The sequence below is a fragment of the Streptomyces sp. NPDC046261 genome, from assembly GCF_040646235.1.
In the GTDB taxonomy this organism is placed as follows: domain Bacteria; phylum Actinomycetota; class Actinomycetes; order Streptomycetales; family Streptomycetaceae; genus Streptomyces.
In genome coordinates, this window is record NZ_JBEYZU010000020.1 from 81,776 (window position 1) to 103,919 (window position 22,144).

Annotated in this window: 26 protein-coding genes; 18 read left to right on the forward strand and 8 right to left on the reverse strand. The window is 71.3% G+C overall.

Annotated features, from left to right (window positions below):
- Window positions 1-186: 186 nt before the first annotated feature.
- The 6 genes from fabG to ABZ956_RS26205 all read left to right on the forward strand — a co-directional run bounded on the left by fabG (window position 187) and on the right by ABZ956_RS26205 (window position 3,305).
- Window positions 187-891 carry a 3-oxoacyl-[acyl-carrier-protein] reductase gene (gene fabG / locus ABZ956_RS26180; RefSeq protein WP_361898390.1) on the forward strand — a complete coding sequence of 235 codons (705 nt, stop codon included), beginning with the start codon at window positions 187-189 and terminating at the stop codon, window positions 889-891.
- A 5-nt stretch (window positions 892-896) separates the two neighbouring features.
- Window positions 897-1,667 (forward strand): enoyl-ACP reductase FabI, encoded by a 771-nt coding sequence (fabI, locus tag ABZ956_RS26185; protein WP_361898392.1) that lies wholly within the window; start codon window positions 897-899, stop codon window positions 1,665-1,667.
- Between the two features lie 131 nt (window positions 1,668-1,798).
- The gene (locus ABZ956_RS26190) at window positions 1,799-2,140 is read left to right on the forward strand and encodes a hypothetical protein (RefSeq protein WP_361898395.1); all 342 of its coding nucleotides are present in this window, start codon (window positions 1,799-1,801) and stop codon (window positions 2,138-2,140) included.
- A 33-nt stretch (window positions 2,141-2,173) separates the two neighbouring features.
- Window positions 2,174-2,290 carry an SGM_5486 family transporter-associated protein gene (locus ABZ956_RS26195; RefSeq protein WP_361898397.1) on the forward strand — a complete coding sequence of 39 codons (117 nt, stop codon included), beginning with the start codon at window positions 2,174-2,176 and terminating at the stop codon, window positions 2,288-2,290.
- Window positions 2,291-2,466: 176 nt separating this feature from the next.
- Window positions 2,467-2,697 (forward strand): hypothetical protein, encoded by a 231-nt coding sequence (locus ABZ956_RS26200; protein ID WP_361898400.1) that lies wholly within the window; start codon window positions 2,467-2,469, stop codon window positions 2,695-2,697.
- A gap of 89 nt (window positions 2,698-2,786) precedes the next feature.
- Window positions 2,787-3,305, forward strand: a complete 519-nt coding sequence (locus ABZ956_RS26205) for a histidine phosphatase family protein (RefSeq protein ID WP_361898402.1) — start codon at window positions 2,787-2,789, stop codon at window positions 3,303-3,305.
- Between the two features lie 45 nt (window positions 3,306-3,350).
- Here ABZ956_RS26205 and serB read toward each other — a convergent pair whose 3' ends face one another.
- Complete coding sequence (gene serB / locus ABZ956_RS26210; RefSeq protein ID WP_361898405.1) at window positions 3,351-4,583, reverse strand: phosphoserine phosphatase SerB; 1,233 nt, start codon at window positions 4,581-4,583, stop codon at window positions 3,351-3,353.
- Window positions 4,584-4,747: 164 nt separating this feature from the next.
- Entirely contained in the window at window positions 4,748-6,397 is a 1,650-nt protein-coding gene (locus ABZ956_RS26215; protein ID WP_361898408.1) for a streptophobe family protein, read from the reverse strand.
- A gap of 230 nt (window positions 6,398-6,627) precedes the next feature.
- On the opposite strand from ABZ956_RS26215, the gene ABZ956_RS26220 reads away from it, so the two are divergent.
- Window positions 6,628-9,216: an FHA domain-containing protein gene (locus tag ABZ956_RS26220; RefSeq protein WP_361898411.1), complete on the forward strand. Its 2,589-nt coding sequence runs from the start codon at window positions 6,628-6,630 to the stop codon at window positions 9,214-9,216.
- A gap of 113 nt (window positions 9,217-9,329) precedes the next feature.
- On the opposite strand, the gene ABZ956_RS26225 is transcribed toward ABZ956_RS26220, so the two are convergent.
- Together ABZ956_RS26225 and ABZ956_RS26230 are read right to left on the reverse strand one after the other, a co-directional pair.
- Entirely contained in the window at window positions 9,330-10,034 is a 705-nt protein-coding gene (locus ABZ956_RS26225; RefSeq protein WP_361898414.1) for a transglycosylase SLT domain-containing protein, read from the reverse strand.
- Window positions 10,035-10,417: 383 nt separating this feature from the next.
- Entirely contained in the window at window positions 10,418-11,116 is a 699-nt protein-coding gene (locus tag ABZ956_RS26230) for a nitroreductase family protein (protein ID WP_361898417.1), read from the reverse strand.
- A 157-nt stretch (window positions 11,117-11,273) separates the two neighbouring features.
- On the opposite strand from ABZ956_RS26230, the gene ABZ956_RS26235 reads away from it, so the two are divergent.
- From ABZ956_RS26235 to ABZ956_RS26250, 4 genes are all read left to right on the forward strand, one after another.
- On the forward strand, window positions 11,274-12,419 hold the full coding sequence (locus tag ABZ956_RS26235; protein WP_361898420.1) for a GAF domain-containing sensor histidine kinase: 1,146 nt from the start codon (window positions 11,274-11,276) through the stop codon (window positions 12,417-12,419).
- Window positions 12,412-13,062 (forward strand): response regulator transcription factor, encoded by a 651-nt coding sequence (locus ABZ956_RS26240; protein WP_361898423.1) that lies wholly within the window; start codon window positions 12,412-12,414, stop codon window positions 13,060-13,062. Before ABZ956_RS26235 ends, ABZ956_RS26240 begins: the two co-directional genes overlap by 8 nt.
- Window positions 13,063-13,239: 177 nt before the next feature.
- A complete protein-coding gene (locus ABZ956_RS26245) occupies window positions 13,240-13,482 on the forward strand; it encodes a chaplin (protein WP_361898426.1) in 243 nt (80 codons plus the stop codon).
- Between the two features lie 188 nt (window positions 13,483-13,670).
- Entirely contained in the window at window positions 13,671-14,075 is a 405-nt protein-coding gene (locus tag ABZ956_RS26250; RefSeq protein ID WP_361898429.1) for a chaplin, read from the forward strand.
- Window positions 14,076-14,178: 103 nt separating this feature from the next.
- Here the strand turns inward: ABZ956_RS26250 and ABZ956_RS26255 are convergent, their stop codons facing one another.
- Window positions 14,179-14,985 (reverse strand): hypothetical protein, encoded by an 807-nt coding sequence (locus ABZ956_RS26255; protein WP_361898432.1) that lies wholly within the window; start codon window positions 14,983-14,985, stop codon window positions 14,179-14,181.
- A 92-nt stretch (window positions 14,986-15,077) separates the two neighbouring features.
- Between ABZ956_RS26255 and ABZ956_RS26260 the strand changes: the two genes are divergently transcribed.
- From ABZ956_RS26260 to ABZ956_RS26275, 4 genes are all read left to right on the forward strand, one after another.
- Entirely contained in the window at window positions 15,078-15,887 is an 810-nt protein-coding gene (locus ABZ956_RS26260) for an ABC transporter ATP-binding protein (RefSeq protein ID WP_361898435.1), read from the forward strand.
- A gap of 127 nt (window positions 15,888-16,014) precedes the next feature.
- A complete protein-coding gene (locus ABZ956_RS26265) occupies window positions 16,015-16,380 on the forward strand; it encodes an NfeD family protein (protein WP_361898464.1) in 366 nt (121 codons plus the stop codon).
- A 173-nt stretch (window positions 16,381-16,553) separates the two neighbouring features.
- Entirely contained in the window at window positions 16,554-17,501 is a 948-nt protein-coding gene (locus ABZ956_RS26270) for an SPFH domain-containing protein (protein ID WP_361898438.1), read from the forward strand.
- Between the two features lie 95 nt (window positions 17,502-17,596).
- Entirely contained in the window at window positions 17,597-18,370 is a 774-nt protein-coding gene (locus ABZ956_RS26275) for a sulfite exporter TauE/SafE family protein (RefSeq protein ID WP_361898441.1), read from the forward strand.
- 294 nt (window positions 18,371-18,664) lie between these two features.
- Here ABZ956_RS26275 and ABZ956_RS26280 read toward each other — a convergent pair whose 3' ends face one another.
- The gene (locus ABZ956_RS26280; RefSeq protein WP_361898467.1) at window positions 18,665-19,204 is read right to left on the reverse strand and encodes a YbhB/YbcL family Raf kinase inhibitor-like protein; all 540 of its coding nucleotides are present in this window, start codon (window positions 19,202-19,204) and stop codon (window positions 18,665-18,667) included.
- 142 nt (window positions 19,205-19,346) lie between these two features.
- Here ABZ956_RS26280 and ABZ956_RS26285 point away from each other — a divergent pair, with 142 nt between their 5' ends.
- Both ABZ956_RS26285 and ABZ956_RS26290 read left to right on the forward strand, forming a co-directional pair.
- Window positions 19,347-19,757, forward strand: coding sequence for a ribonuclease domain-containing protein (locus tag ABZ956_RS26285; RefSeq protein WP_361898444.1), 411 nt, complete (start codon window positions 19,347-19,349; stop codon window positions 19,755-19,757).
- Window positions 19,754-20,185: a barstar family protein gene (locus ABZ956_RS26290; protein ID WP_361898446.1), complete on the forward strand. Its 432-nt coding sequence runs from the start codon at window positions 19,754-19,756 to the stop codon at window positions 20,183-20,185. The genes ABZ956_RS26285 and ABZ956_RS26290 overlap by 4 nt, the downstream gene beginning before the upstream one ends.
- 74 nt (window positions 20,186-20,259) lie before the next feature.
- Here the strand turns inward: ABZ956_RS26290 and ABZ956_RS26295 are convergent, their stop codons facing one another.
- The gene (locus ABZ956_RS26295) at window positions 20,260-21,042 is read right to left on the reverse strand and encodes a sporulation protein (protein ID WP_361898449.1); all 783 of its coding nucleotides are present in this window, start codon (window positions 21,040-21,042) and stop codon (window positions 20,260-20,262) included.
- Between the two features lie 56 nt (window positions 21,043-21,098).
- On the opposite strand from ABZ956_RS26295, the gene ABZ956_RS26300 reads away from it, so the two are divergent.
- Window positions 21,099-21,785, forward strand: a complete 687-nt coding sequence (locus ABZ956_RS26300; RefSeq protein ID WP_361898452.1) for a DNA-3-methyladenine glycosylase — start codon at window positions 21,099-21,101, stop codon at window positions 21,783-21,785.
- A 155-nt stretch (window positions 21,786-21,940) separates the two neighbouring features.
- Here the strand turns inward: ABZ956_RS26300 and ABZ956_RS26305 are convergent.
- Window positions 21,941-22,144, reverse strand: a 204-nt coding sequence (locus tag ABZ956_RS26305) for a hypothetical protein (protein WP_360917356.1), incomplete at its 5' end; no start/stop codon positions are given.

A 22,144-nucleotide genomic window follows, 5' to 3' on the forward strand; every position in this document is an offset into this window, starting at 1 on the left:
GTGTGTGGGGGCAGTGAACCATGCCGTCGGAGGGTGACGGCCGGGTAATCCCGTCCCCGCTTCTGTAGAGATCCAACAGGGACTGCGGGCCGCCCCTGTCGCAGGTCGATTGCCTCTTCCGCGACCACTACCGATACGTTCGGTGTATCCAGCACCACTATGGGAACAAAACGGAAGGGTGATCCTTTGAGCCGCTCGGTTCTCGTCACCGGAGGAAACCGTGGCATCGGCCTCGCCATCGCCCGCGCGTTCGCCGAAGCGGGCGACAAGGTCGCCATCACCTACCGCTCGGGGGAGCCGCCCGCCGGCTTCCTCGCCGTGAAGTGCGACATCACGGACCCGGAGCAGGTCGAGCAGGCATACAAGGAGATCGAGGAGAAGCAGGGCGCGGTCGAGGTGCTGGTGGCCAACGCCGGCGTCACCCGCGACCAGCTGCTGCTGCGCATGTCCGAGGAGGACTTCACCTCCGTGGTGGAGACCAACCTCACCGGCACGTTCCGGGTCGTCAAGCGCGCCTCGAAGGCCATGCTGCGGGCCCGCAAGGGCCGCGTCGTGCTGATCTCCTCCGTCGTCGGCCTGATGGGCTCGGCGGGCCAGGCGAACTACGCCGCCTCCAAGGCCGGCCTCGTCGGCTTCGCCCGCTCGCTCGCCCGCGAGCTGGGCTCGCGCAACATCACCGTCAACGTCGTCGCGCCCGGCTTCGTGGACACCGACATGACCCGTGTGCTCACCGACGAGCAGCGTGCGGGAATCGTCGGCAACGTCCCGCTGGGCCGCTACGCGCAGCCCGAGGAGATCGCCGCCTCGGTCCGCTTCCTCGCCTCCGAGGACGCCGCATACATCACCGGAGCCGTCATTCCTGTCGACGGCGGATTGGGCATGGGTCACTGATCGCCATGAGTGGAATCCTCGCAGGCAAGCGCATCCTCGTCACGGGTGTCCTCACCGAGTCCTCGATCGCCTTCCAGGCGGCGAAGGTCGCCCAGAACGAGGGCGCCGAGGTCATCCTGACCGGCTTCGGCCGGCTCTCCCTGGTCGAGCGCATCGCCAAGCGGCTGCCCAAGCCGGCGCCCGTCATCGAGCTGGACGTCTCCAACCAGGAGCACCTCGACGGCCTGGCCGACAAGGTCCGCGAGCACCTGGGCGACGGCGTCGCCCTGGACGGCATCGTGCACTCCATCGCCTTCGGCCCGCAGGGCGCCTTCAACTTCCTCGAGGGCACCTGGGAGGACGTCTCCACGGCCGTCCAGATCTCGGCGTACTCCTACAAGTCGCTGGCCATGGCCCTGCTGCCGCTGATGCGCGAGGGCGGCTCGATCGTCGGCCTGACCTTCGACGCGCAGATCGCCTGGCCGAAGTACGACTGGATGGGCGTGGCCAAGGCGGCCCTGGAGTCCACCAACCGCTACCTGGCGCGCGACCTGGGCCCCAAGGGCATCCGCTGCAACCTGGTCTCCGCCGGCCCGATCAAGTCGATGGCCGCCAAGTCCATCCCGGGCTTCGAGGAGCTCGCGGACGTGTGGAACCACCGCGCCCCCATCGGCTGGGACCTGGCCGACCCGGAGCCGGCCGGCCGCGGTGTGGTCGGTCTGCTGTCGGACTTCTTCCCCCGCACCACGGGTGAGATCGTCCACGTCGACGGCGGCGTGCACATGATGGGCGCCTGAGCCCCCGGCGCATGAGCGATGCCCGCCCCGGAAGCCTGCCGGGGCGGGCATCGCGCGTTCCCCGGCCCGCTCCCGGGTCGTGCGGCGCGGCGAGCGCCCGCACACTGGGGTGCAGGGAGGAGGTACGGGCCATGCGCGTCCCCGTTCGCCGTACGGCGGCACTGCTCCTGCTGGCGGGTGCCGCGCTGACCGGCGCGCCGCCGGCGAGCGCCGGACCCGGGACCGGCGCCGCCCCCGAACCTCCGCGCGAGGCGGAGTGCCACACCCGTGTCGAGGGCTCCCACGCCACCGCCCACTGCTTCAACGGCAACGCCGCCCTGGACCGCGTCCAGCTCCACCTGGAGTGCGCCCGCTGGTGGGACCCCGGCATGGACACCGCGCCCGTCGCCGTCGGGCCCGCCCGGCACGTCTCGCTCACCCAGCGCTGCTGGCTGGGCATACGCCACGCCTGGGTGACCCATACGCCCGGATGACGGCGGTGCGGACGGGAGTGGGAGACTGTGCGCATGCCCGTCCTCGACGAGAACCCCAAGAACGGCCAGAAGGCCCTGCTGACCATCCTCGGCGTGATGCTCGGCATCACCGTCGTCATCGGTGTGATCGCGACGATCGCCTCACCCTGAACCGCACGGCGGCGCGGCCCGTCCGCCCGCGTGGTGGACCTGGCACCACCGTCCCCTAGGGGGCCTGCGTCAGGGGTATGTGGGTGGCTTGCCGGATGGGCGGCGGAAGCCGCTCTCCGTAGGTTCGTAGGACACCGCGACGCGGCGGTGCACCGAACCCCTCGGAGGCGATCCCCATGTCCACCGGCAGGCAGGCCCGCTCCCCAGTCAGCACAGCCGGCACCCGGGCCCGGCAGCAGACGAGGCTGCCGTGGTGGGCCCTGGCCCTGCCCGCGGCCGCGTTCGTGGCGCTGTTCTCCCTGCCGGCGTCCCCCGCCTCGGCCGACAGCGGCCGCGGCTCCGGCGGCGGCACGGTGGTGCGGGTGGTCCAGCTCCTGCAGCACTCCGCCGCGCGCCTGGCACTGTGAGCACCCGCGTGCGCGGGGCCGCCACCCGGCGGGGGCAAGCCTGCCAACACCCCGCGCCCGGCGGTGGGTTTCATGCGAAGCTGGACGGTATGAGCTCCGAACCGACCCGCAGGATCGTCATCCTCCGGCACGCCAAGGCCGAATGGTCCGACGTCGACGACCACGAGCGTCCGCTCGCCGACCGAGGCCGCAAGGACGCCCCCGTCGCAGGCCGCTGGCTCGCCGGTTCCGGCATCACCCCCGACCTGGCCCTGTGCTCGACCTCCGTCCGTACCCGGGAGACCTGGAAGCTCGCCGTCGCCGAGCTCCCGGAGCGCCCCCGCACGGTCTACGAGGAGCGCATGTACGAGGCTTCCCTCGGCGAGCTGATCGCGCTGCTCAACGAGGTCTCCGACGAAGTGACCGACCTGGTCCTCATCGGGCACAACCCCGGCATGCACGCCCTGGCCGACGCGCTGGCGGGCGAGGCCGACGGCGATCTGCTGCCGCGCATGAACCGTTCCGGCTTCCCCACGTCCGCGGTGGCCGTCCTCGCCTTCACCGGCTCCTGGAAGTCCGTCGAGCACGGCGTGGCCCGCCTGGTCGCCTTCTGGGCCCCGAACGCGTAGGCACGACGCCCGGGGGTACGCGTTGTTCCCGTACCCCCATCGGGGTCACTCGTGGGTGTTGGCCGCCTCGACCTCTTCACGGGTGACGCCCAGCAGATAGAGGACGGTGTCCAGGAACGGTACGTTCACGGCGGTGTGCGCGGCCTCCCGCACCACGGGCTTGGCGTTGAACGCCACCCCCAGGCCGGCCGCGTTGAGCATGTCCAGGTCGTTGGCCCCGTCACCGACCGCGACCGTCTGCGCCAGCGGCACCCCGGCCTCCGCCGCGAACCGGCGCAGCAGCCGGGCCTTGCCCGCCCGGTCCACGATCTCGCCCGTGACCCGGCCGGTCAGCTTGCCGTCGACGATCTCCAGCGTGTTGGCGGACGCGAAGTCCAGCCCCAGCCGCTCCCGCAGATCGTCCGTGACCTGCGTGAAGCCGCCGGAGACCACGCCCACCTGGAAGCCGAGCTGCTTGAGCGTCCTGATCAGGGTCCGGGCGCCCGGCGTGAGCCGCACCTCGGCCCGCACCTTCTCCACCACCGACGCGTCGAGCCCCGCCAGCAGCGCCACCCGCTCGTGCAGCGACTGCTCGAAGTCCAGCTCGCCCCGCATCGCCCGGGCCGTCACCTCGGCCACCTCGGCCTCACAGCCCGCGTGGGCGGCGAACAGCTCGATGACCTCGTCCTGGATGAGCGTGGAGTCCACGTCCATCACGACCAGCCGCTGCGCCCGCCGCTGCAGACCGGCGGCCACGACCGCCACGTCCACGCCCAGCACCGCCGATTCGATGGCCAGCGCGGTGCGCAGCTTCTCCGTCTCCGCGCCCGAGACCGCGAACTCCACGGCGGTCACGGGGTACTTGGCGAGCCGGAAGATGCGGTCGATGTTGCCGCCGGTGTCGGTGATGCAGGCGGCGATGGCCGCGGTCGACTCCGCGGTGAGCGGGTGGCCGAGCACGGTGACATGGGAACGGCCGGTGCCGCGCGGCAGGTTGTCGCCCCGGCCGGAGATGATCTCGGTCTGCAGATGCATCGAGTCGGCCCAGCTGTGCACCGTGGCCCGCAGGTCGCCCTCGGTCGCGGCGCCGCCCAGGGGGGCGGTCACGAGCGCGCACAGGGTGATCCGGCCCCGGGTGACGATCTGCTCGATGTCTATGACGTCCACCGCGTAGGCGGCGAGGGTGTCGAACAGCCCGGCGGTGATGCCCGGCCGGTCCTTCCCGAAGATCTTGACGAGGAGGGTGGGGACATCGTCGCCGGTGACGGCGGTGGCAGGCGGGATCTGCGATGCGCTCATGGTGCTCCTACGGTATCCGGCCCCGCGCCGGACCCGTACACGTGTCCCGCCTGCCGGGACGCTGCCGCTGTGGTACGCGGCATTTCTTCCGCCGCCGGTCACCAGGGGTTTCTCCCCCCGACCCCGGGACGCAACCCGGGGCGGAGCCCGGGGAGCGGGCGCCCCTAGCGGCGGCCGCCCGGCGGTGGCGGCGGCCGGTCGTCCGGGGGCGGTACCGGCGAGGAACCGTACCGGTACCCCGGCCGCCGCGGCGGCCGGGGTGGCGGCCGGCGCGGCGGTGGCATGGGGGAGCGGCTCGTCTGCGTCGGGGCGCTGAAGGGATCCTCCCCCGGCGGCCGCAGATACGGATTGGTCTCCTCCCGCGCGGGCCGGTACCCCGCCGACGGGGTGTACGGACCCGGCCGGTAGGCCAGGTCGGGGTAGGTGCGGCCGTCCGGGTGGGGGTGCGCCGGGGGCGAGGCCCGGCGGCCGGCGACGCCCGCGGCGCAGGCCAGCAGCCCGCCGGTCAGCCCCGCGCCGCATCCCCACGCCGCGCCCAGCACCAGCGCCCGCGGCACGCTGCCCGCCAGTTCCAGGCCGGCGCCCATGGCGTCGATGCCCAGCACCGACAGGCTCGCGCCGGCCTTCACCCGGGTCGCCAGCACCAGCAGCGGCAGCGCCACCGCGGTGGCCGCCCCGAGCGACAGCCCGCACCGCGCGGCGAACGCCCCGCTTCCCGCCGTGCCCCGGGGCGTACGGGCCGCCGTGAGCACCCCGGCCGTCAGCATCAGCAGGGCGCACCCCACCGGCAGCAGCCACGCCACAGGTTCCAGGTCCGCGATCCGGCCCACCGTCACCGTCTGCTCCGTGCCCATGCGCAGCAGGTCGTCGAGCGGATGCGGCAGCACCTGCAGCAGCGAGCCGCTCGCCGTGCCCCGCAAGGGCACGAACAGTCCCAGGGGCACCCCCAGCCACACCCCGTTGGGCGCCCCGAGCAGGGCGGCACCGGCCACCCGCCGGGGGTGGCCGTCCCCCGGGGCAGCCGCCACCGCCGCCGCCAGGCCGGCCGCGACGGACAGCACCAGCACGGCGCGCAGCGCCGAGGCCACCGGCCGTACGCCGTGGTGCAGCGCGCGCAGGCGGCGCGGCAGCGGGGCCCGGCGGGCGGCCAGCACGGTGATCAGCAGGACCGCGAGGACCCACACCAGGCCGCCGAGCAGCGACGGCCCCGTCCGTACGGAGAAGCCCACCGAGGCCCTGGCGTCGGCCAGGCCCGCGATCCGCTCCGGCAGGCCGCCGCCGATGTCCCCGATGTCCCCGAGGCCGGGTATCTCCAGGCGTGGCCGGCCGCTCCCGGAATCCGGGCCCCCGAGCCCCAGCCCGCTGCCGTCGATGGTGACGGTCGAAGAGCCCGCCCAGGCGAGTCCGCCCAGGAGCAGCAGGAACAGGACGGCCACCGCCCCCGCCCGGGCGGCCAGCTCGCCACCGCGGACGGTCGGCCCCGCCCCGCGCAGCGACCGGGCGAAGACCCAGCCGAGCAGCAGCGCCCCGGCCAGGCTCACTCCCAGTGGCGTGATGTCGATGGTGGTGTGCGCCCCCGCGCCCGTCAGGCCGAATGCTTCGACGGAGCCCGAGGGAGTGACCGAGCCACCGACCGCGAGGACGACCACCGCGGCCGTCATCGGCCCCAGCGACCCGGCGGCGTCCGCCCCCACCAGGTGCAGGCCCAGCGCCGCGACCCCTGCCATGGTGAGAAAGGCCCAGCTCACAGCGGCTATCGCGGTGAGGAGCAGGTCCGCGACAGCAGCCGCGCGCCTGCCGCTGGTCATGGTCATCGCGGCCCCCCGGTGCCCGCCCGTCGCCCGGATGTTCATGATCCGTACGCATCCATGGGCGGTTACTACTGTCAGGGCGTGTTTCGCATCGGTCAACGGTGCCTGTTACCGGGCCGGTACACCTCTGCGTCACTCCCGACTTTCGGTGGGGGGACTGCGCCTGAAATAGTTCCTCCCGATGTTCGCCATCCCTAGACTCCCCGTGCAGGGGGCTCATCGGGGGACAAGTAGTGGGGCATGGAGTGCCGGAACTCGTACTGGAATTGAATGGACAGACCTGGACGTTGGACCCGTCCCGGTCATACACCCTCGGGCGCGATCCGCAGGGTGACATGGTGCTGGAGGACGCCCGCGTCTCCTGGCGGCACGCCACCCTGCGGTGGGGCGGCCACAGCTGGGTCATCGAGGACCACGGCAGCACCAACGGCACCTACGTGCAGGGCCAGCGGATCCACCAGATGGAGATCGGCCCCGGTTCGGCCGTGCATCTGGGCAACGCGACGGACGGCCCGCGGCTGAATCTGTCCGGTGCCGCGGCGGCCGCCCCGGCGGCGGACCTCTACAGCGCGCAGACCGCGCTGGCCTCGCCCCTGCAGCAGGGCCAGCAGCCCCCGCAGCAGTACCAGCAGCCGGGCCACTCAGGAGCGGCCCACCCCGGCCAGCAGGCCGCCGGCCAGGGCTGGCCCGGGCAGCAGTACCAGCACCCCCCGCAGCAGCAGGGCTCCTGGCAGCAGCCGCAGGCCCAGCAGTCGTACGTCCCGCAGCAGGCCGCGCAGACCCCGCAGGCGGCGGGTGCCGCCGGCGCCCCGCCCGTCTACGGCGACCGCAGCCCGACCAGCTTCCACCAGATGGCCGTGGGCCGGGTGATGCGCATCGGTCGTGCGCTGGACAACGAGCTGGTCGTCTCCGACCTCCAGGTCTCCCGCCACCACGCCGAGTTCCGGGCCACCGCCGGCGGCTTCGAGATCGTCGACCTCGGCAGCCACAACGGCACCTACGTCAACGGTCAGCCGGTCCGCCAGCAGGTCATCGGCCCCAACGACATCGTCGGCGTCGGTCACTCCACCTTCCGGCTGGTCGGCGACCGGCTCGAGGAGTTCGTCGACACCGGTGACGTCTCCTTCTCGGCCCGCCACCTCACGGTCACGGTCGACGGCGGCAAGCAGATCCTCAAGGACGTCTCCTTCGGCGTCCCCGAGAAGTCGCTGATCGCCGTCATCGGCCCCTCCGGCTCCGGCAAGTCCACCCTGCTCAAGGCGCTCACCGGCTACCGGCCCGCCAACCAGGGCGACGTCCTCTACGACAACCGGAACCTGTACAAGCAGTTCGCCGAGCTGCGGCAGCGCATCGGTCTGGTCCCGCAGGACGACATCCTGCACAAGGAGCTGACCGTCCGGAAGGCGCTGCGCTACGCGGCCAAGCTCCGCTTCCCCGGCGACACCGCGACCTCCGAGCGCGAGGCGCGCATCGACGAGGTGCTGCGCGAGCTCAAGCTCGACATCCACAAGGACAAGAAGGTCACCGCCCTCTCCGGCGGCCAGCGCAAGCGCGTCTCGGTCGCCCTGGAGCTGCTGACCAAGCCGTCGCTGATCTTCCTGGACGAGCCCACCTCCGGTCTCGACCCGGGCATGGACCGCGACGTCATGCAGCTGCTGCGCGGCCTGGCCGACGACGGCCGCACGGTCCTGGTCGTCACCCACTCCGTCGCCGAGCTCGCGCTCTGCGACAAGCTGCTCGTCATGGCGCCGGGCGGCTCGGTGGCCTACTTCGGCCCGCCGGAGGAGGCGCTCAACTTCTTCGGCTACGAGACCTGGGCGGATGTCTTCTCGGCGTTCGAGAACTACCGCGACTACGACTGGTCGGGCCGCTGGCGCGGTTCGCAGCACTACCAGATGTACGCGGCCGACATCGACGCCGTCGCCCCGCAGTCCGTGCACGTCCAGCCGCAGATGGTCCGCCCGCCCAAGGCGCAGAGCTGGGGCTCGCAGCTGTGGACCCTGATGCGCCGCTACTGCTCGGTCATCGCCTCCGACCGCGGCTTCCTGGCCCTGATGCTGATCCTCCCGGCCGTCCTCGGCGGCGTGAGCACGGTGATCCCGTCCGACTTCGGACTCGGCGCGCCGGGCAAGGGCCACTTCAACCAGGACGCCGGCACGATCATGCTGATCCTCGCGGTCGGCGCGTGCTTCTCCGGCGCGGCCAACTCCGTCCGTGAGTTGATCAAGGAACGGGTGATCTACGAACGGGAGCGGGCCGTCGGCCTGTCCCGGTCGGCGTACCTGATGTCCAAGGTGATCGTCCTCGGCTTCATCACCGCGATCCAGGGCGTGGTCATCTCGGCCATCGGCTTCTCCATCCGCAAGCTGCCGGAGGAGGGCCTGATCCTCAAGGCGCTGCCCGCCGCCGAGCTCTGCCTGGTGATCATCGCCCTGGGCTTCACCTCGATGATGATCGGCCTGGTCATCTCCTCCCTGGTGAAGACCGCCGAGAAGACCATGCCGCTGCTGGTGATGTTCGCGATCGTCCAGGTCGTCTTCACCGGCATCATGTTCAAGATCTACGACTCGCCGGGCATCGAGCAGTTCGCCTGGCTGATGCCGTCCCGCTGGGCCATCGGCGCCGCCGGCGCCACGCTGGACCTCTCGCACATCATGGCCCCGATGGACAAGGGCGACCCCAAGAACCTCGACCCGCTCTGGGAGCACACCGCCACGCAGTGGGGCATCGACATGATCGCCCTCATCGCGATCGGCATCGCGTGCGGCTTCGCGGTCGCGCGCCTGCTGCGCCGCCACGAGCCCGAGGTCATGCGCAAGTAGCGCCCCTGCATGGTTATGCCGAAGGGCGGCACCCGGTCCCGGGTGCCGCCCTTCGGCATTCGCGCAGGTCAGACCCCTCGCAAGAGGGACGATGCGCGGTGGTACGAGCTCTTTTAGTACGCCGAGTTGACGTTGTCCATGGAGCCGTAGACCTTCCACGCGTAGTTGCACGCGGCGGTGATGTTGGCGACCGGGTCGTAGATGTCCCAGGACGTGCCCTCGACGTGGTACGCCTTGAAGGTCGGGTCGATCACCTGGAGCAGGCCCTTGGACGGGATGCCCTTGGCGGCGTTGGAGTCCCAGAGGTTGATGGCCTTGGGGTTGCCGGTCGACTCCCGCATGATGTTGCGGTAGATGCCGTTGTAGGAGCCGGGGATGCCCTTGGCCTTCATGACGTCCAGCGCCTCCTTGATCCAGCCGTCAAGGTTGTTGGCGTAGGTCTTGGGGGCCGGGGCGGCGGGCGCGGCCGGGACGGGCTTGCGCTCCTGAGAACGGCTCGCGGCCTCCTTCTCGGCGCGCTCCTTGTCGGCCTTCGCCTTGGCGGCGGCTTCGGCCTCGGCCTTCTTCTTGGCCTCCGCCTCGGCCTTGGCCTGCTTGGCGGCGTTGTCCGACTGCTTGGTCAGCTCGTTCTGCTGGGTCTCACCGAAAGCGGTGGCGTTCCAGGCGACCGGCTTCACGGCTACGGACTGCTCGGCGTCGGCGGCACCGCCGGGGATGGCTGCGAACACCAGGGCGGCGGCACCGGCCGCGGCGATGCCGGCGGCGGAGAACTTGTGGGTCTTGGTGAGACGGCTATAACCGGAGATGGGGGAGCGCATGCTGAGCTGAACCTCTTCCAATCGCTTGAGTCGCAGTGGCCCGGATCGGCGCGAAAAAAGCGCCGCGTCGATCTGACGGCGCCCTGCGGCTGGGCAATTGTTAGCGGCTGCAAAATCATGTGGCAAAGGTGCGATGTACTACCCGGCTTCGTTGTGGCGTCCGGGACGAAGGTCCCGGCAAGAAGGCCGAGGACCTGCTCGCACGGTGACTTATGGCGGCTTTACGGTTCCACTAGGCAGCTTCGTACGTGACGTGCGTCCCATGAGCGGGGTCACACCGGGGGCCCCTGATGCTCACCCGGTGTGCCCGCTTCTGCGCAGAGTGTTCGCGATCGAAAATCTCTGGAGGTGGGAGCGGCTGGTAGCCGGTGGGAAGGTGTGCGTCAGACCTCGACCAGCACCTGGTCCAGGCTCTTGCGCACCAGGTCCGGGACCCGGCAGTCCGGCGCCGGGTAGCCCACCGGGATCACCGCGAACGCCTTCTCGTTCACCGGCCGCCCCAGCACCTCCGACAGGAACCGCATCGGGCTCGGCGTGTGCACCAGGGCCGCCAGCCCCGACAGGTGCAGGGCGGACAGCAGCATCCCCACCGCGATGCCGACCGACTCGTCCACGTAATAGTGCTTGCGCCGCTCGCCGTCCGCGCCGAGCCAGTAGCGCTGCTGGAAGACCACGATCAGCGCGGGCGCGTCCGTCAGGTGCGGCTTGACCTCGTCCGTGCCCAGCGGCCGCAGCGCCGCCAGCCACTCCTCGCCCAGCCGCCCCTCGTAGGAGCGCCGCTCCTCTTCCTCCGCCGCCTCACGGATGCGCCGGCGCACCGCCGGATCCTTGACGACCACGAACGTCCACGGCTGCTGGTGCGCCCCGGAGGGCGCCGTGGCGGCGCACGCGATCGCGTCCCTCACCACCTGCTCCGGCACCGGGTCCGGCGAGAACTGCCGTACGGTCCGCCGCCGGTCCATCCGCTCGCGCAGGTCGGCGGCGCGGGCGAGGGACTCCTGGGCGGGCATCCGCTCGGGGCGGTAGGGCACCGGCCGGTAGGGATCGCCATGGGTGGGCGTCCACTGCGTTGGTATAGACATGCCGGGAGTCTTCCCCCGCCCCGCGGCGATGAGGCGTACATGATGAAACTCGGGAACCGTGACCCGGCCGCGGGCCTTTCGGCCTAGGTCCCCCGTCCCCGTCGCCTGCCACCGCCGGCCCGATACCCGACCCGGCGCCCCTCGGTACCGTGAGCCCATGACCAACGGCCCCCGCTCCGGCCTGACCGCCGTGAGCACCGCCCTCCTCGCCATGAGCCGGCACCTGGAGGTGCGCGACGTCCTGCAGACGATCGTCGTCTCCGCCCGTGAGCTCCTCGACGCCGAGTACGCCGCCCTCGGCGTCCCCGACGACCACGGAGGCTTCGCCCAGTTCGTGGTCGCCGGCATCGACGACGAGGAGTGGAAGGCCATCGGTCCCCTGCCCCGCCAGCACGGCATCCTCGCCGCGATGCTCCAGGAGGCCACCCCACAGCGCCTGGGCGACGTCCGCCAGGACCCCCGCTTCGAGGGCTGGCCCAGCGCCCACCCCGACATGAGCGACTTCATCGGCATGCCGGTCGCCGACGGGGACGAGATCCTCGGCGCCCTCTTCCTCGCCAACAAGAAGTGCCCCAAGCCCGAGGGCGGCTGCGGGTTCACGGCAGAGGACGAGGAACTCCTCGGCATGCTCGCCCAGCACGCCGCCATAGCCCTCACCAACGCCCGCCTCTACGAGCGCAGCCGCGAGCTGACCATCGCCGGCGAACGGGCCCGCCTCGCCCACGAGCTCCACGACGCCGTCTCCCAGAAGCTCTTCTCCCTGCGCCTGACCGCCCAGGCCGCCACCGCCCTGGTCGACCGCGACCCCGCCCGCGCCAAGGGGGAGCTGCACGAGGTCGCCCGGCTCGCCGCCGAGGCCGCCGACGAACTGCGCGCCGCCGTGGTGGAACTGCGCCCCGCCGGCCTCGACGAGGACGGCCTCGTCGCCACCCTGCGCACCCAGGTCAAGGTCCTCGACCGGGCCCACACCGCCCACGTCACCTTCGCGGCGCACGGCGTACGGGCCCTGCCGGCCGCCCAGGAGGAGGCGCTGCTGCGCGTGGCCCAGGAGGCCCTGCACAACGCCCTGCGCCACTCCGGGGCCGGCACCGTCCGCGTCACCCTCACCCGCCTCGGCCCCGGCGCGGCCCTGCGCGTGGCCGACGACGGCCGGGGCTTCGACCCCTCCGCCGTCCGCCGGGCGGGCCGCCACCTGGGCCTGGTGTCCATGCGGGACCGGGCGAGCGGCGTCGGCGGCACCCTGACCGTCGTCTCGGAGCCCGGCAAGGGCACCACGATCGAAATGGAGGTGCCCGGTGGCTGAGAACCGGGTGATCAAGGTCCTGCTGGTGGACGACCACCAGGTCGTCCGCAGGGGGCTGCGCACCTTCCTGGAGGTCCAGGACGACATAGAGGTGGTGGGGGAGGCCGCCGACGGCGCCGAGGGCGTCGAGCGCGCCGAGGAGCTGCGCCCGGACGTCGTCCTGATGGACGTGAAGATGCCCGGCATGGACGGCATCGAGGCGCTGCGCCGGCTCAGGGAGCTGGCCAACCCGGCCCGGGTGCTGATCGTCACCAGCTTCACCGAGCAGCGCACGGTCATCCCCGCCCTGCGGGCCGGCGCGGCGGGCTACGTCTACAAGGACGTGGACCCCGACGCCCTGGCCGGCGCCATCAGGTCCGTGCACGCCGGGCACGTCCTGCTGCAGCCCGAGGTGGCCGACGCCCTGCTCTCCCAGGAGGAGGCGGGCGGCGGGGGTCAGGGGAGGGGCAACGCGCTCACCGACCGGGAGCGCGAGGTGCTCGCGCTGATCGCCGACGGCCGTTCCAACCGGGAGATCGCCCGGGCGCTGGTCCTGTCGGAGAAGACCGTCAAGACGCACGTCTCGAACATCCTGATGAAGCTCGACCTCGCCGACCGGACGCAGGCGGCGCTGTGGGCCGTCCGCCATGGGATAGGGGCCTGAGGAGGCGCGGCGTCCGGTGGTAGCGGAACGTCGCGTTCTCATCAAAGATTTCATGCGGTCGTGTGATAACCCGTCCGGTGGCGCAACCCGAATGGCCCTGGCCCGTTTTCCATGGCGTAACCGCGGCTGATGGCCGTGGCGACGCTCTGGTAACACTCCAGGAAGGTCATTGGAAGAGTGAAGAACATCAAGAAGGCCGCTGCTGTCACGCTCGCCGTCGGCGGTCTCGCCCTCGCCGGCGCCGGTGCCGCCTCTGCCCACGGTGGCGGCGCGGACGGTGTGGCGAAGAACTCGCCTGGCGTCGCCTCCGGCAATGTCGTCCAGGTCCCCGTCGAGGTGCCCGTGAACGCCTGCGGCAACACCATCAGCGTGGTCGGCCTCTTCAACCCGACCAGCGGCAACGTCTGCGTCAACGAGTAATCAGCACCACCCCGCCTCGTCGGGCGGTCGGCTCCGCCCCGTCGGAGCCGACATCCGAGGGTGATCAATCGTCCGAATGAGGGCAAACACCGCCGATGGCCGTGCCATCGGCGGTGCATTGGCGTTCATAGGTACAGGGCCCCGTGGCAGGGCCTGACCAGGTCAGTCATCAAGAGGAAGACCACCACATGAACACTGCCAAGAAGGCCGCCCTCGCTCTGGTCGCCGCCGGCGTCGCCGTCGGCGCCTCCGTCGCGCCCGCCGTCGCCGGCGGCGACGGGGACTTCGGCGGGGCCCTGGCCTCGGGCGCCGCGAAGGGCTCGCCGGGTGTCATCTCGGGCAACGTCATCCAGGTGCCGATCGCCATCCCGATCAACATCTGTGGCAACAGCATCGACCTCATCGGGCTCCTGAACCCGACCTTCGGGAACACCTGCGTCAACGGCGGTCACAGGGAAGTCCACGAGGAGGAGCACCACGAGGTAGTCCACGAGGGCCGCCACCACGAGGGTCACCACAACGGCGGCCACCACAACGGCGGCCACCACAATGGTGGTCACGACAACGGTGGTCACGACAACGGTCATCACTGACCGACGCCGCGCGCGTCCCACCGTTGACGCGCGGACGCGCAGGAAAGGCCCCGCGGACCGGCAGGTCCGCGGGGCCTTCCCGCTGTCCGTCCGGCAGGCGCCGTCAGCGGCCCCGCCGGTCCCGCTCCTCCAGCATCGCGTTGTACGCCGCCACCTGCGCCCGCCGGGCCGTACGCTCCACCGGCCGAAGCGCCGCCGCCCGCGCCGCGATCTCCGACGCGCTCACCGCCCCGCCGTGCTCACGCCCCTCGGCGTCCCCCGGCTCGTAGGCGATCGAGATCAGCGCCCCGACGCGCTGCGCCAGCTCCAGCACCCGCACCGCGCGCGGCGGATACCCCGGCGCGAGCACCTCGCGCCCGCGCTCGGCCCGCGCCCGGTATGCCTCCAGTGCCGCCTGGGCCACCGGGCCGGAGCCGGCCACGTCCAGCCGGGTGAGGACCTCGGTCGCGTCCCGCAGCGCCTCCGCCAGCTCCCGCTCGGCCTCCGACAGGGACGGCACGTCGGCGGGCGGGGCCTCGCGCACCGGCAGGCAGTGCCAGAGGACCTCCACGTGCACATCGCCCTCGGGCCCCGCCTCGTACACCTCCGGTACGAGGCCCAGCGCGGCACCCGTGGCGATCACCGCCTCCTCGGCCTCCAGGGCGCGGGCGTTGAACTCCGGCGGTCCGCTCAGGCCGAGAGGGTGGCCCGGGGCCGGCAGCGCCAGCCTCAGCCCCGTCGCGCCGAGCGCCCGCAGCCGGCCGAGCGCCAGGGTGAGCCCCACCGGGCCCGACTCGCCGGGCAGACCGGTGACGCGGTGGACCGCGTCACTTCCGGTGATGTGGTGCGCCGCGTCATCCGGTGCGGCAAATCCGGCAAGAAGGGCATTTCCCCACGCGGTGAGCCGTCCTGAGCGATGTTCATCGAGCATGGCCCCCAGCCTAAGGACTGGCACCGACAACCGGTGGCGTAGGTTTTTCCTTGGGGGCTGCGCCGACAGGCGCAAGCGACGACGCGACTGCAATGGGAGACAACGCGCTCATGAGCGATGTGCTGGAACTGGTGGACGTATCCGTGGTCCGCGAGGGCCGGGCTCTGGTGGACCAGGTCTCCTGGTCGGTGAAGGAGGGCGAGCGCTGGGTGATCCTCGGCCCCAACGGCGCCGGCAAGACCACCCTTCTCAATGTCGCCTCCAGCTACCTCTTCCCGAGCAAGGGCACCGCCCGGATCCTCGGCGAGAGGCTCGGCGCGGTCGACGTCTTCGAGCTCCGCCCCCGCATCGGCATGGCCGGCATCGCCCTCGCCGACAAGCTGCCGCGCGCCCAGACCGTCCTGGAGACCGTCCTCACCGCCGCCTACGGCATGACGGCCACCTGGCAGGAGGACTACGAGGCCGTCGACGAGCAGCGCGCCCGCGCCTTCCTCGACGTCCTGGGCATGACGGAGCACCTGGACCGTAAGTTCGGCACCCTCTCCGAGGGCGAGCGCAAGCGCACCCTCATCGCCCGCGCGATGATGACCGACCCCGAGCTGCTGATGCTCGACGAGCCCGCCGCCGGCCTCGACCTCGGCGGCCGTGAGGACCTGGTGCGCCGCCTCGGCCGGCTCGCCCGCGACCCGCTCGCCCCCTCGATGGTCATGGTCACCCACCACGTCGAGGAGATCGCCCCCGGCTTCACCCACGTCCTGATGATCCGTCAGGGCAAGGTGCTCGCCGCCGGCCCCCTCGAGCTCGAGCTCACCTCCCGCAACCTCTCGCACTGCTTCGGCCTGCCCCTGATCGTCGAGCGCCGCGGCGACCGCTGGACCGCACAGGGCCTGCCGATGGCCTGACGCGCCCCGGGGCCCACGGGGCCCCCGGGCGCCCTGTCCGCCGAGCGGCTCGCGCCCCTACCATGACCATGTGGACACATGGGTGTGGTGGCTCGTAGCCGCCGTCGGGCTCGGAATTCCTCTGGTCATGACCGCCATGCCGGAGTTCGGCATGTTCGCGGTCGGCGCCGTCGGCGCCGCGATCACGGCGGCCCTGCACGGCGGCCTGGTGGCCCAGGTCGTGGTCTTCGTCGTCGTCTCCGTCGCCCTCATCGCCGTCGTGCGCCCCCTCGCCAACCGGCAGCGCTCCCGCCGGCCCGAGCACAAGTCGGGCATCGACGCGCTCAGGGGCCGGCAGGCCGTCGTGCTCGAACGGGTCGACGGCAGCGGCGGGCGCATCAAGCTGGCCGGTGAGATCTGGTCCGCGCGCGCCCTCGACGAGGAGCGCAGCTTCGAGGTGGGGCAGCACGTGGACGTCGTCGAGATCGACGGCGCGACGGCCGTCGTGATGTGAGGTCCCCCGGGACGCGGGAGCCCGCCGTCGCGGTGAAGGCCCAGATCGTCGCGGAGCGGACGAGTCGGCCTCAACGCCTGCACACCGGCACCGGGTTCTGAAAGACTCCACCACGACGATCAACGAACGCCCGATCAAGACCAACGACAACGGCACGGGGAGCTGGAGCCACGATGGAACCGATCATCATCGTCCTGATCATCCTGGTGGTGCTCGTCTTCATCGCCCTCATGAAGACGGTGCAGGTCATTCCACAGGCCAGCGCCGCCATCGTCGAGCGCTTCGGCCGCTACACCCGCACCCTCAACGCGGGCCTGAACATCGTCGTCCCGTTCATCGACTCCATCCGCAACCGCATCGACCTCCGCGAGCAGGTCGTGCCGTTCCCGCCGCAGCCGGTGATCACCCAGGACAACCTCGTCGTCAACATCGACACCGTCATCTACTACCAGGTGACCGACGCCCGCGCGGCGACCTACGAGGTCTCCAGCTTCATCCAGGCCATCGAGCAGCTCACCGTCACCACCCTGCGCAACATCATCGGCGGCATGGACCTCGAGCGGACCCTCACCTCCCGCGAGGAGATCAACGCGGCCCTGCGCGGCGTCCTCGACGAGGCCACCGGCAAGTGGGGCATCCGCGTCAACCGCGTCGAGCTCAAGGCCATCGAGCCGCCGACCTCCATCCAGGACTCGATGGAGAAGCAGATGCGCGCCGACCGTGACAAGCGCGCCGCGATCCTCACCGCCGAAGGCATCCGCCAGTCGCAGATCCTCACGGCCGAGGGCGAGAAGCAGTCCGCGATCCTGCGCGCCGAGGGTGAGGCCCGGGCCGCCGCGCTGCGCGCAGAGGGCGAGGCCCAGGCGATCCGTACGGTCTTCGAGTCCATCCACGCCGGCGACGCCGACGAGAAGCTGCTCGCCTACCAGTACCTCCAGATGCTCCCGAAGATCGCCGAAGGCGACGCCAACAAGCTCTGGATCGTCCCCAGCGAGATCGGCGACGCCCTCAAGGGCCTCAGCGGTGCCGTCGGCAACTTCGGCCCCATGGGCGGCGGCGGAGGCGGCGCGCCCAAGCCCGCGAAGGAGAGCCCGCGCCGCGAGCGGCCCACGATCGACTGAGCCGCCTCCCTATCCATGGCTGATCGACTTCATGCATGATCGGTGCGGCCCCTCGACCTCTATGGCGGGGAGGCGACACACTGACCTTGAAGGAGATGGCCTTGTCCATCTGGGAAGCACTCGCGGTCTTCGCCGCCGGCATCGGCGCCGGCACCATCAACACCATCGTCGGCTCGGGCACCCTGTTCACCTTCCCGGTGCTCCTCGCCACCGGACTGCCACCGATCGTCGCCAACGTCTCCAACACCCTGGGCCTGGTCCCCGGCAACTTCAGCGGCGCCTTCGGCTACCGCCGTGAACTGAGCGGCCAGCGCGACCGCATCATCCGCTGCGGCATCGCCGCCCTCATCGGCGGACTCACCGGCGCGATCCTCCTGCTCGCCCTCCCGTCGAAGGCCTTCGACGCGATCGTGCCCGCCCTCATCGCCCTCGCCCTGGTGCTGGTCGTCCTCCAGCCCCGGCTCGCCCGCGCCCTCGCCCGCCGCCACGAACGCAACGGCACCGAGGCCCCCACCGACGGCGGCCCCGCCCTGCTCGCCGGACTCCTCGTGGCCAGCGCCTACGGCGGCTACTTCGGCGCGGCCCAGGGCGTCCTGTACCTCTCCCTCATGGGCCTGCTCCTCAACGACGAACTCCAGCGCGTCAACGCCCTCAAGAACGTCCTCGGCGTCATCGTCAACGGCGTCGCCGCCCTCTTCTTCGTCTTCGTCGCCGACGTCGACTGGACCGCCGTCCTGCTCATCGCCGTCGGCTCCACGATCGGCGGCCAGATAGGCGCCAAGGTCGGCCGCCGACTGAGCCCCACCGTGCTGCGCGGCGTCATCGTCGCCGTCGGCATCGTCGCGATCGTCCAAATGCTGCTCAAATAGCACAAGGAACGGTCAAGTAGCACAAAGACCAGCAAGGGGTAACGCTCCGGGCCCTTCCCCCGTAAGAAACACGGGCCCGGAGCGTCCGGCAGCGGACGCGGCCACCCGGCACAGAACCGGACTCCGGCAGACGGCCGGCGCAACCGCGCCCCGCCGCCCCCGCCACTGCGGTATCCACTGCCCGACGGCCGCATGCGAAGCCGTCGGTCAAGCACCACCACTGTGCGATCCGGGGGCGTCGGGGCGCAACGGAATTTCCGGACGCCCGCGCCCGCCTGACGGGGCGTACGGAGCTCAGCCCGCGGCCGGCACCTCGTACTCACCGATCAGCTGCGCCCGCGCGAGCGAGTGGAACCGCAGGTGGAAGCCCACCACGGCCGGCGAGGCGTCCGCCTCCGGCCCCAGCTTCTCCCGGTCCACCGCGTACACCGTGAACACGTACCGGTGCGGCCCGTCCCCCGCCGGCGGCGCGGCACCGCCGAAGTCACGCGTCCCGTAGTCGTTGCGCGCGTGCACCGCGCCCTGCGGAAGCCCCTTCATGTCACCGCTGCCAGCCCCCGTCGGGAGCTCGGTGACGGTGGCGGGGATGTCGAAGAGGACCCAGTGCCAGAACCCGCTGCCCGTGGGCGCGTCCGGGTCGAAGCACGTCACGGCGAAGCTCTTGGTCTCCGGCGGGAAGCCGTCCCAGCGCAGCTCCGGCGACAGATTGCCGCCGGAGTACACCTGATCGTCCTTCAGCTTCTGACCCAGCGCCACATCGTCGCTCACCACGGCGAACGAGGGCACCGGCGGATGAAAATCGTGGGGCAGCGGACGTCGCTTCCGCTCGGACACGTCGGACACGGGGACACCTCCAGTACACGCGGACAGGTCAAAGCGCCAGCCTAACGACGGCACGACGGCGCAGACTGCGACCATAGGGAGTGTGCTTCATGTACTTCGACAAATCGGACGAGACCGACCGGCGAGCCGCGTCATGCGCGCCCTGACCGTACTCCTGGCCGCCCTGCCCCTCCTGCTGCTCCCCGCATGCTCGCCGGGAGACCAGAAGACGGAGCGGACCCCCGCCGCGACCACGTCCTCCACGGTCCCCGCCTGGGCGAAGGGCATGAAGACCGTCACCGAGGACCGGCTGCCGCCCGAGGCACGCCGTACCCTCGAACTCATCGCCAAGGGCGGCCCCTTCCCCTACGAGAAGGACGGCAGCGTCTTCGGCAACTACGAGAACCGGCTCCCCCGGCAGGCCCGCGGCTACTACCGCGAGTACACCGTCCCCACCCCCGGTGCCCGCAACCGCGGCGCCCGCCGCATCATCACCGGGGAACACTCCGAGCGCTTCTACACCAGCGACCACTACCAGACCTTCGAAGCGGTGGTACACCCATGACCGGCCTGCTGCCCGACCCCGGGCTCCCCGGCATCCTCAACGGTTCCACGCCACCCGGCGTCTACCACCTGCCCCCCACCGACGCCCCGTCACACGTCATGGCACTCGCCGCCGAAGCCGACTGGCGGGGCGCCTGGCTCCGGCTCGACGGCGTCCACGACAAGGCTGCCTTCCTCGACCGCTGCGCCCGCGACCTCGACTTCCCCGACTGGTTCGGCCACAACTGGGACGCCCTCGCCGACTGCCTCACGGACCTCTCCTGGTGGCGCGAGGCCGGCAAGTCACGCGGCTGCCTGCTGCTGGCGGAGGACTGGGGCACCTTCCGCAAGTCCGCCCCCGCCGACGCCCGCACCGCCGAGGCCGTCCTCGCCGACGCCGTCGACTTCTGGGCCCACGACGAATCACCCCTGACGGTGCTGCTCGCCTGAGGGCACCCGCCAGGAGAGGGGAGAGACGGGGTGCGGGGGTGCGCACGTGCCGCTCGTACCCCCGCCCGGAACCGTCAGAGCCAGCTGCGTCGGCCGCCGACCTCCGCGAGCCACTGGTTGAGGTAGGCGGCCCAGTCGGTCTGCCCGTAGGAGCGCAGATCCACGGTGAACGAGCGGTAGGTGTCGCTGCCCGAGCTGAACACCCCCGGCTTCTTGTCCATCTCCAGGACGACGTCCATCTCGTGCTCGTCCGCGACGAACGACAGCTCGACCTCGTTCAGCCCCCGGTACTGCGACGGCGCGTGGAACTCGATCTCCTGGTAGAACGGCAGCCGCTGCCGCGTCCCCGAGATGTGCCCCTGCTCGAGGTCGGCGCTCTTGAAGGAGAAGCCCAGCTGCCCGAACGCGTCGAGAATCGCCTGCTGCGCCGGCATCGGGTGGACGTTCACCGGATCGAGATCCCCCGAGTCCACCGCGCGGGCGATCGCCAGGTGCGTCGTGACCCCCACGCTCATCCCGGTCAGATGCCGGCCCAGGAAGGTCGTGATCGGCGTCTCCCAGGGAATCTCCAGCCCGAACGGCACCGTGTGCACGGCCCCCGGCTGCACCTCGAACGCCCCGCCCAGCTGGACCCGGGTGAACTCGACGTCCTGCTTGTACTCGCCGTCCTCCCGCTCCACCTCGACGCGGGCCTGCAGCCCCACCGACAGCCCCTCGATCTGCTGCGGGACGGAGCCGCCCTGAATACGCACCTCACCCTGCGCCACGCCGCCCGGGACCACGTTCTCCTCGAACAGCACGGTCTCGACCGAGGCACCGCCCGCACCCAGGCTCGCCATGAGCTTCTTGAAAACCATCTCTACCTCCCCGGACCCGGGACCGATCCCGGACCCTTCCAGTACGCTCGAGCGGCATGATCGCCGCGCCTGACCGTATGCCACTCGACCGAGCGTTCTTCGACCGTCCCGTACTCGAGGTCGCCCCCGAGCTGCTGGGCCGCACCCTGGTCCGTACCGCTCCCGAGGGCACGATCGAGCTCCGCATCACGGAGGTCGAGGCATACGCCGGCGAATCCGACCCCGGATCGCACGCCTATCGCGGCCGCACGGAGCGCAACGCGTCGATGTTCGGCCCCCCGGGCCACGCCTACGTCTACTTCATCTACGGCATGTGGTTCAGCCTGAACCTCGTCTGCGGCCCCGAGGGCACCGCGAGCGGCGTCCTCCTGCGCGGCGGGGAAGTGATCAAGGGTGCCGACCTCGCCCGCGGCCGCCGCCCCAAGGCCCGCCACGACCGCGAGCTCGCCCAGGGCCCGGCCCGCCTCGCCACGGCCCTGGACGTGGACCGCGGCCTCAACGGCGTCGACCTCTGCGCGGGCCCGGACGGTCCCCTGTCCGTCCTGACCGGCCACCCCGTCCCTGCCGACCAGGTACGCAGCGGCCCCCGCACGGGCGTGGGCGGCGAGGGCGCGACGCACCCCTGGCGATTCTGGGCGGACGGCGACCCGACGGTGAGTACGTACCGGCCCCATGTGCCGCGGAACAGGGGGAGGGCAGGGGCGAAGAGCCAGGCCAAGGGCCGGGCGGGCGACGGTGCTTGACTCCGGAGCCGGGAGGGCCTAACGTAGGCGAGCCGCTTGAGACGGGCAGCGCCGTGTGCGCGTACCTCTGGGCGGCAAACCACTACTACGAGGAACCATCCCCTTGATCGGGGCCGTATTTCGCTGTGCCGAAATACGACAATGATCCGGCCCGATTAGGAGCCGCCGGGGAAATCCGCTAACGTAGTGAACACCCCGCCGACGGGGAATCGGAAACAAAATTTCGAGCCGGGAACGGCACGGAAAAGGATCTGATAGAGTCGGAACACGAAATACCGAAGGGAAGCGCCCGGAGGAAAGCCCGAGAGGGTGAGTACAAAGGAAGCGTCCGTTCCTTGAGAACTCAACAGCGTGCCAAA

Coding starts and splice junctions, on each gene's coding strand:
- fabI (WP_361898392.1), top strand. CDS start 897: ATGAGTGGAATCCTCGCAGGCAAGCGCATCCTCGTCACGGGTGTCCTC.
- ABZ956_RS26190 (WP_361898395.1), top strand. CDS start 1,799: ATGCGCGTCCCCGTTCGCCGTACGGCGGCACTGCTCCTGCTGGCGGGT.
- ABZ956_RS26195 (WP_361898397.1), top strand. CDS start 2,174: ATGCCCGTCCTCGACGAGAACCCCAAGAACGGCCAGAAGGCCCTGCTG.
- ABZ956_RS26200 (WP_361898400.1), top strand. CDS start 2,467: ATGTCCACCGGCAGGCAGGCCCGCTCCCCAGTCAGCACAGCCGGCACC.
- ABZ956_RS26205 (WP_361898402.1), top strand. CDS start 2,787: ATGAGCTCCGAACCGACCCGCAGGATCGTCATCCTCCGGCACGCCAAG.
- serB (WP_361898405.1), bottom strand. CDS start 4,583: ATGAGCGCATCGCAGATCCCGCCTGCCACCGCCGTCACCGGCGACGAT.
- ABZ956_RS26215 (WP_361898408.1), bottom strand. CDS start 6,397: ATGACCATGACCAGCGGCAGGCGCGCGGCTGCTGTCGCGGACCTGCTC.
- ABZ956_RS26225 (WP_361898414.1), bottom strand. CDS start 10,034: ATGCGCTCCCCCATCTCCGGTTATAGCCGTCTCACCAAGACCCACAAG.
- ABZ956_RS26230 (WP_361898417.1), bottom strand. CDS start 11,116: ATGTCTATACCAACGCAGTGGACGCCCACCCATGGCGATCCCTACCGG.
- ABZ956_RS26235 (WP_361898420.1), top strand. CDS start 11,274: ATGACCAACGGCCCCCGCTCCGGCCTGACCGCCGTGAGCACCGCCCTC.
- ABZ956_RS26250 (WP_361898429.1), top strand. CDS start 13,671: ATGAACACTGCCAAGAAGGCCGCCCTCGCTCTGGTCGCCGCCGGCGTC.
- ABZ956_RS26255 (WP_361898432.1), bottom strand. CDS start 14,985: ATGCTCGATGAACATCGCTCAGGACGGCTCACCGCGTGGGGAAATGCC.
- ABZ956_RS26260 (WP_361898435.1), top strand. CDS start 15,078: ATGGGAGACAACGCGCTCATGAGCGATGTGCTGGAACTGGTGGACGTA.
- ABZ956_RS26265 (WP_361898464.1), top strand. CDS start 16,015: ATGACCGCCATGCCGGAGTTCGGCATGTTCGCGGTCGGCGCCGTCGGC.
- ABZ956_RS26270 (WP_361898438.1), top strand. CDS start 16,554: ATGGAACCGATCATCATCGTCCTGATCATCCTGGTGGTGCTCGTCTTC.
- ABZ956_RS26275 (WP_361898441.1), top strand. CDS start 17,597: ATGGCCTTGTCCATCTGGGAAGCACTCGCGGTCTTCGCCGCCGGCATC.
- ABZ956_RS26285 (WP_361898444.1), top strand. CDS start 19,347: ATGCGCGCCCTGACCGTACTCCTGGCCGCCCTGCCCCTCCTGCTGCTC.
- ABZ956_RS26290 (WP_361898446.1), top strand. CDS start 19,754: ATGACCGGCCTGCTGCCCGACCCCGGGCTCCCCGGCATCCTCAACGGT.
- ABZ956_RS26295 (WP_361898449.1), bottom strand. CDS start 21,042: ATGGTTTTCAAGAAGCTCATGGCGAGCCTGGGTGCGGGCGGTGCCTCG.
- ABZ956_RS26300 (WP_361898452.1), top strand. CDS start 21,099: ATGATCGCCGCGCCTGACCGTATGCCACTCGACCGAGCGTTCTTCGAC.